General features: G+C 72.7%; 5 protein-coding genes and 1 pseudogene. 4 read left to right on the forward strand and 2 right to left on the reverse strand.

Annotated elements, in window-relative coordinates; all coding sequences use genetic code 11:
- Nucleotides 1-61 precede the first annotated feature (61 nt).
- A complete protein-coding gene (locus tag ACTHMS_RS04405; RefSeq protein ID WP_440305457.1) occupies nucleotides 62-970 on the forward strand; it encodes a cation diffusion facilitator family transporter in 909 nt (302 codons plus the stop codon).
- Nucleotides 963-2,126 (forward strand): mannose-6-phosphate isomerase, class I, encoded by a 1,164-nt coding sequence (manA, locus tag ACTHMS_RS04410; protein ID WP_440305458.1) that lies wholly within the window; start codon nucleotides 963-965, stop codon nucleotides 2,124-2,126. Before ACTHMS_RS04405 ends, manA begins: the two co-directional genes overlap by 8 nt.
- Here manA and ACTHMS_RS04415 read toward each other — a convergent pair.
- Nucleotides 2,112-3,131 carry a hypothetical protein gene (locus ACTHMS_RS04415; RefSeq protein ID WP_440305459.1) on the reverse strand — a complete coding sequence of 340 codons (1,020 nt, stop codon included), beginning with the start codon at nucleotides 3,129-3,131 and terminating at the stop codon, nucleotides 2,112-2,114. The genes manA and ACTHMS_RS04415 overlap by 15 nt on opposite strands.
- Complete coding sequence (locus ACTHMS_RS04420; RefSeq protein WP_440305460.1) at nucleotides 3,131-3,640, reverse strand: RNA polymerase sigma factor; 510 nt, start codon at nucleotides 3,638-3,640, stop codon at nucleotides 3,131-3,133. Before ACTHMS_RS04420 ends, ACTHMS_RS04415 begins: the two co-directional genes overlap by 1 nt.
- A 92-nt stretch (nucleotides 3,641-3,732) precedes the next feature.
- Here ACTHMS_RS04420 and ACTHMS_RS04425 point away from each other — a divergent pair.
- Both ACTHMS_RS04425 and ahcY read left to right on the forward strand, forming a co-directional pair.
- A pseudogene (locus ACTHMS_RS04425) lies at nucleotides 3,733-3,912 on the forward strand (MerR family transcriptional regulator); the annotation flags it as partial.
- A 216-nt stretch (nucleotides 3,913-4,128) separates the two neighbouring features.
- Nucleotides 4,129-5,604 (forward strand): adenosylhomocysteinase, encoded by a 1,476-nt coding sequence (gene ahcY / locus ACTHMS_RS04430; RefSeq protein ID WP_440305461.1) that lies wholly within the window; start codon nucleotides 4,129-4,131, stop codon nucleotides 5,602-5,604.
- The last annotated feature ends 126 nt before the right edge of the window (nucleotides 5,605-5,730 follow it).

A 5,730-nucleotide genomic window follows, 5' to 3' on the forward strand; every position in this document is an offset into this window, starting at 1 on the left:
TCTCGCCTTCGGGCTCGGGCTCGACCCCGGGTCGCGCGGGCCGGCCGAGCGGGCGCACTAGATGTCCGCTCACGGCGGATCGAAGGCGGTGCTCGCCGCCCTCGGCGCCAACCTCGGCATCGCGGTCATCAAGTTCGTCGCCTTCGCGATCACCGGGTCGGGCTCAATGCTGGCCGAGGGCGTGCACTCGGTGGTCGACTCGGGCAACCAGGGCCTGCTGCTGCTCGGCGGCCGCTCGGCGCGGCGACGGGCCACGCCCGAGCACCCGTTCGGCTACGGCCGCGACCGCTACGTCTACGGCTTCCTCGTCGCGCTGATGCTGTTCTCGGCCGGTGGCCTGTTCGCGCTCTACGAGGGCGTCGAGAAGCTGCGGCACCCCGACCACCTCGACAGCCCGATCGTCGCGGTGATCGTGCTGCTCGTCGCCGTCGCGCTCGAGGGGTACTCGCTGCGCACCGCGCTGCGCGAGTCGCGCGAGCTCAAGGGCAGCGACAGCTGGTTCGGCTTCGTCCGCCACGCCAAGGTGCCCGAGCTGCCGGTCGTGCTGCTCGAGGACGTCGCGGCGCTCACCGGCCTGGTGCTCGCGCTGATCGGCGTCGGGCTGGCCGATCTCACCGGCGAGCCGCGGTGGGACGGCGTGGGCACCTGCGCCATCGGCGTGCTGCTCATCCTGGTCGCCGTCGTGCTGGTGATCGAGACGAAGAGCCTGCTGGTCGGCGAGGCCGCGGCGCCCGCCGACGTGCGCGCGATCGAGCGCGAGCTGGTCGGCCCCGGCATCGAGCGGGTCATCCACCTGCGCACGATGCACCTCGGCCCGGAGGAGCTGCTGGTGGGCGCGAAGGTGGCGATGCCCCCGACGGCCGGCGCGCGCGACATCGCCGCCGCGATCGACGCCGCCGAGGTGCGGGTGCGGGCGGCCGTGCCCGCCGCGCGGGTCATGTACATCGAGCCGGACCTGTTCCGTGCCTGACGCCGTCCTGCTCGAGGGCGCTCGCCGCGACTACGCCTGGGGCTCGACGACGGCGATCCAGCACCTGCTCGGCGAAGCACCGGACGGGCGCCGGCTGGCCGAGATCTGGTTCGGCACCCATCCCGACGGCGCGACCGCGATCGCGGGCAGCGGACGAACCCTGCAGCAGTGGGTCGAGGCGGACCCGATCGCGACCCTCGGCGCGCGCGTGCACGGGCGGCACGCCGACCTGCCGTTCCTGGTCAAGCTGCTCGCGGCCGACCGGGCGCTGTCGATCCAGGTGCACCCGACGAGGGCGCAGGCCGAGGCCGGATTCGACCGCGAGGACGCCGCCGGTCTCCCGCGCGACGCGGCGCACCGCAACTACCGCGACCGCAACCACAAGCCCGAGCTGCTCTACGCGGTGAGCGACTTCGAGGCCCTGTGCGGGTTCCGTCCGGTGGCAGCGACGCAACAACTGTTGAGAGCCCTGGACGTGCCGGGGCTGCTGCCGATCGCCGACCTCCTCGACGGCCCCGACGGCCTGCGTGCCGCGTTCACCCACCTGCTGACGCTCGACGACCCGGCCCCGCTGGTGGACGAGGTCGTCCGTGCCGCCGCGCGCGTCGAACCGTCCCCGCCGCTCGACGGCGCGCTGCGGGCCGTGCGGCAGACCGGCGCCGACGACCCGGGCGACCCCGGCGTGCTCGTGACGCTGCTGCTGAACCACTTGACCCTGCGGCCGGGCGAGGCCATCTTCCTCGGCGCCGGCAACGTGCACGCCTACCTGCGCGGCCTCGGGGTCGAGGTGATGGCCACCAGCGACAACGTGCTGCGGGCGGGCCTGACGCCGAAGCACGTCGACGTCGACGAACTCCTCGCGATCACCGACTTCACGCCGCTTGCCGAGCCGCGGTGGCCGGTGACCGACCCACCGGACACCTTCGCCGTCCCGGTGGACGACTTCGCCGTGCGCGCGGTGCGGCCCGACGGCGCCCGCACCCGGGTCGAGCCGCACGGCCCGGCCGTCGTCGTCTGCACCCACGGTGCCGTGCAGGTCGACGGGCTGCCCCTCGGCCGCGGCGCGGTCGCCTTCGTCCCCGACCGTGCCGCCCTCGAGCTCACCGGCAGCGGGCAGGCCGTCGTCGCGACGACCGGAAGGTCAGCGACCGCCTGACGGCGGGACCGTCGTTGCCCCGGCGCTCGGCGGCGCGCCGCTGTCGCCGCAGCTCGGGACGCCGTCGCTGACCGTCCGGGACGTCGCGATCAGGGTGACGTCCGCCGGACCGGTCAGGTCGCCGGGCGTGGAGGTCGTGACGGTCGGTGACGCGCCGTAGGGCAGGGTCGAGGGGGCGGTGCGTGGCTCGCCGTTCGTGCCGCTGCGCTGCTCGAGCAGGCGGAAGTCGGTGGGGTCGAAGTAGAGCGAGTCGAGCTCGCCGGCGCGCCGTGCCTGGTCGGTGTAGTCGACGCGCACCGCCGCACGTCCGGCGGCATCGGTGACCCCGGTGTGCACCGTCGTCTCGGGCAGCTCGGCCAGCGCGTCGACGAACGCCGCCCGTAGACGGGGCGACGCGAGGCCGCTCGTGAGACGGAGACTGTCCCCGACGGCGACGAACACGGCCTCGTCCTGCGAGGCGGATCCGCTCACCTCGCGGCGCATCCGCGCGAGCAGCGCGGTCGGGTCGGTCGGCAGGTCGGCGAAGAAGGCGACCGAGGGGGTCTCGAATCCCGCCCGGGCGACGGGGTAGTACTCGCAGCCGTGGTCGCGCAGGTAGGTCTGGTCGCCCCGCGCGTCACTCCAGCTGGTGAGGGTGGTCGTGGCTCCGTCCCGCACGTCGACGAACCAGAACTGCCCGGCCGCGACGTCGGGCCGGTCCGAGAGCGCCGTGGTGGCGAAGCTCGTCCCGCCACCGGACAGCGACGGGCCGCCGTCATCACCGCTGGTATCGCCTCCGCCGAGCGCCGCGACCGCCCCGACGGCGGTGAGCACGGCGGCACTGGCCGCCACCGGCGCGAGCCACCGGCGCCGGGACGGCCGGGACGCGACGAAGCGCACGACACCGTCGTCGGTGGCCATCGTCTCCGCGCACAGCGCGCTGCGTGCTGCGTCCGGCCATTCGTCACCGAGGCCGGCGGTGGTGGGGCGGTAGCGCGCCAGCCGCTCCACGAGATCGTCGGTCATCACGGTCCTCCAACCGGTTCGGGTGCTGCGAGCGTGCGTTCCAGCCGTGCGCGGGCCCTCGACAGCCGCACCTCGAAGGCCCGCTTCGAACACCCCGCGACGGTGGCCGCGTCGGCGTTGCTCAGCCCGTCCCAGGCGACGAGCAACAACGCCTCGCGCTCGCTCTCCGTCAGCGTCGCGAGCCCCCGCAGCAGGGCGTCCCGCTCGGCGACGCTCTCGTCCGGTTGCGTCGGCGGGCCGGCGACGCGGGCGAGCGTGGCAGCGGCGTCCAGCAGCGCGTCGTGCCGGCGCTCGCCGCGGCGCCGGTTCGCGATGGTGTTGCGGGCGACGACGAGCAGCCACGGCAACGGCTCGTCGGGCACGACCGCGAGCCGGCGCCAGGCGACCAGCATCGTGTCGGCCACGACGTCCTGGGCGGTGGCGGCGTCGCAGTGCCGTCTGGCGTAGGCGTGCACCCTGGCGGCGCACGCGTCGAAGATCGCGCGGAACCGGTCCTCGTCACCGCTCACACCTGGCAGTGTCCGCCCGCGTCCGGAACTCACACGTCCGTTCACCGCGCGAACCTGACACGATCGTGGTAAGTTCGGCGTCGATGCAGCCGATGACGATTCAGCAGGCCAGCGCGGCGACCGGGTGGTCGCAGCGCATGCTGCGGTATCTCGAGCAGGCCGGGCTGGTCGTGCCGATGCGCACGCCCGGCGGTCACCGGCACTACGGCGCCCGCCAGATCGAGCGGCTGCAGGGGCTCAAGGAACTGATCGACACCTACGGCCTCGGCATCACCGACATCGCGTTCGAGCTCCGGGTGCGCACCGACGCCCACCTGGCGCGGGCGGTCGACGAGTGGTTCGGGGCGCTGCACCGCACGTCGGCGCCACCGGAGGCCGGGCTCTACCGCCGGCTCGCCGGACCGGACGTCGTCACCCCACCCACCGTTCCACCCGTCCACCCCGCAGGTCCCAGCACAGGAACAAGCGCAGAAGGAGAGCACGTGACCATCACCCTCACGCCCGACTCGAAGGGCGCGGTCGCCGACTTCAAGGTCGCCGACCTCTCGCTCGCCGACTTCGGCCGCAAGGAGATCACCCTCGCCGAGCACGAGATGCCCGGCCTGATGGCGCTGCGCCGCGAGTTCGGCCCGTCGCAGCCGCTCAAGGGCAAGAAGATCGCGGGCTCGCTGCACATGACCGTGCAGACCGCCGTGCTCATCGAGACCCTCACCGCGCTCGGCGCCGACGTGCGCTGGGTCAGCTGCAACATCTTCTCCACCCAGGACCACGCCGCCGCCGCGGTCGTCGTCGGCCCGAACGGCACCGTCGACGACCCGCAGGGCGTGTCGGTCTACGCCTGGAAGGGCGAGACGCTCGAGGAGTACTGGTGGTGCACCGAGCGGATGCTCACCTGGCCGGACGGCTCCGGCCCCGACTCGATCGTCGACGACGGCGGTGACGCCACGCTGCTGATCCACATGGGCACCGAGTTCGAGGCCGCGGGCGCCGTGCCGTCGACCGACGAGAACGACTCGGAGGAGTACGGGGTCATCCTCGACCTGCTCCGTCGCTCGGTCGTCGACCACCCGGGCCGCTACACCCGGATGGGCGCGAACATCATCGGCGTCACCGAGGAGACCACCACCGGCGTCCACCGGCTCTACGAGTTCGAGCGCGCCGGCACGCTGCTCTTCCCGGCGATCAACGTCAACGACTCGGTCACCAAGAGCAAGTTCGACAACAAGTACGGCTGCCGCCACTCGCTCATCGACGGCATCAACCGCGGTACCGACGTGATGATCGCCGGCAAGCTCGCCGTCGTCTGCGGCTATGGCGACGTCGGCAAGGGCTGCGTCGAGTCGCTGCGCGGCCAGGGCGCCCGCGTCGTCGTCACCGAGGTCGACCCGATCTGCGCGCTGCAGGCCGCCATGGACGGCCTCGAGGTCGTCGTGCTCGAGGACGTCGTCGCCAAGGCCGACATCTTCGTCACCACGACGGGCAACAAGGACATCATCATGGCCGACCACATGGCCCAGATGAAGCACCAGGCGATCGTCGGCAACATCGGCCACTTCGACAACGAGATCGACATGGCCGGCCTCGCGAAGTACCCGGGCGTCACCAAGACCGAGGTGAAGCCGCAGGTGCACGAGTGGCGCTTCCCCGACGGCCACTCGATCATCGTGCTCTCGGAGGGTCGTCTGCTGAACCTCGGCAACGCCACCGGCCACCCGAGCTTCGTGATGAGCGCGTCGTTCTCGAACCAGACGATCGCCCAGATCGAGATCCACAAGAACCCCGAGGCCTACATCGTCGACGGCAAGCCCACCGTCACGACGCTGCCGAAGCACCTGGACGAGAAGGTCGCCCGGCTGCACCTTGACGCCGTCGGCGCCAAGCTCACCACGCTGACCAAGGCGCAGGCCGAGTACATCGGCGTCGACGTGGCCGGCCCGTACAAGCCGGAGCACTACCGCTACTGAGTCCCTCACTGATCAACACCCCCTGCGTCCGGCGCGCGCCGGGCGCAGGGGGGGTTGTTGTCGGCGGGGGTCGCGTCAGGCGCCGGCGCCCGCCGGGAACGGCGGCAGGTCGCCGCCCGACTGCCC

The sequence above is a fragment of the Jatrophihabitans sp. genome, from assembly GCF_051960575.1.
In the GTDB taxonomy this organism is placed as follows: Bacteria; Actinomycetota; Actinomycetes; order Mycobacteriales; family Jatrophihabitantaceae; genus JBQCEE01.

Coding starts and splice junctions, on each gene's coding strand:
- ACTHMS_RS04405 (WP_440305457.1), top strand. CDS start 62: ATGTCCGCTCACGGCGGATCGAAGGCGGTGCTCGCCGCCCTCGGCGCC.
- ACTHMS_RS04415 (WP_440305459.1), bottom strand. CDS start 3,131: ATGACCGACGATCTCGTGGAGCGGCTGGCGCGCTACCGCCCCACCACC.